This is a genomic window from Microcoleus sp. C2D2, assembly GCF_036702495.1.
GTDB lineage: Bacteria > Cyanobacteriota > Cyanobacteriia > Cyanobacteriales > Microcoleaceae > Microcoleus.
On record NZ_JAUBTO010000385.1, the window covers coordinates 1 to 1,486 of the forward strand.

Genomic DNA, 1,486 nt, shown 5'->3' on the forward strand with positions numbered 1-1,486 from the left:
ACTCACTATTATCTCGGATGATTCACTTTTACCACCTCAATCCGCCTATGTGCCAGTTGAGGGTGCGGAATGTGGGTATTAAAGCATTTAGGACAGTATTGCAGTCGGTACTATTTAATGTTTGCAGGTGGATGACGCTCTCCATTAAGCTGTAAATCTTGGTGAATAATCCACATTTATTAGTCAAGATGATTAGCTCTTGGCGGGATTTATCTTGGCTAAAAAGCTAAGTTATTTTGCGAAAAAAGCGCCATAAATCTATTAAAAAAAGTCAAATCTTTCAGTTTAGTTGATTTCGGGAGATTTGACAGGTACCCGTGACGTTAAAACCGCATAAGTTAAACGGAAAAACTTTTTGACTCCAACTTTTCACAACTGATAAAAAAAATCCCACACACATCTGCGGAATGTGGGCTAGAACATGGACTAGAACGAAAAGAGATTAGATTAGATGAACTAGCAAAAAGCATGAATTCAGAAGCTTTTACTGCGATTCAACTAAAGCTAGAAAAGCCAAGAACCGTGTGGGTAGCAACTATCGAAGTAGAATTGTCAACAATGTCAGAGTCAAAAACAGTAGCTATCGTCATGAATGCTGCGACTCTTCCTACGGCGACAGAAGTTAATTATTTGATTACTAATGCTACCCGGGAGAAAGCAACAGATGAATGGGTAGTAACGACTTACTCCCAACGTAATTGGGTGGAGGTATTCTATCGTGAGGCTCTCGTGTTGGCTAGGATTAAAAAAGTACCAAGTAAGAGGGGAGATCAGCCTTTATCGACATTGGATATTGGTGTTATGTGCCTACAGTTTTATTGTTTGGCATCGGTTAACTGGTGGACCCAGACGAAGCGATGCTCACCAACCATTAGAGACATTTACTAATACCTTATCAGCTTTTAGAACAGCTATATCTTATAGATTTGTACGCTGGTTGCAAGAAAATATGGACGTATTTGCCGCTTATAAAGCCAGTTTGGGCTTGATTTGGGCTTAAATTTTGTTTAAGTCCCGTTAGGTTTAATCTGCGTCAACAAATCAACCAATTTCGGGTACAACTTAAACATCCGTATACTCTTTGTTTGAGTTCTCTTAGTTTCCTGGCGGGGTGACAACCCCGCCTGAAACCCAGACTGAGTAAAGATTTAACCCACTTGTGCTCAAAAAAGATAGGCAGCCAAATTGTTACAGGCTAGCCTACAAAAAAAAATGTTACCCACATTCTATCAGACCCACTTACAAAAACAACTGACGCACGCCCAGTTTATGCTGCTCACAATCTTACTGAATGTGATCCAATCGGAAAAACAAGTGAGATTAGAGAGGCTAGCACGCGTATTTCCCTATCCAATTACCACCGAAAGTCGCCGCCGCAAACTGCTCATATTTCTCGATTTACCTCAATTACTGGAGTTGAGACTAAAAAACGAGCGCATCTAAAAGTAGCTGCCTTTAAATATCCGGCAAGCTGTTACTCAAAAAC

The 1,486-nt window shown here is 40.4% G+C and carries 1 pseudogene; it reads left to right on the forward strand.

Annotated elements, in window-relative coordinates:
• Nucleotides 1-432: 432 nt before the first annotated feature.
• Nucleotides 433-1,000 (forward strand): annotated as a pseudogene (locus tag QUB61_RS39385) (IS701 family transposase); the annotation flags it as partial.
• Nucleotides 1,001-1,486: the final 486 nt, after the last annotated feature.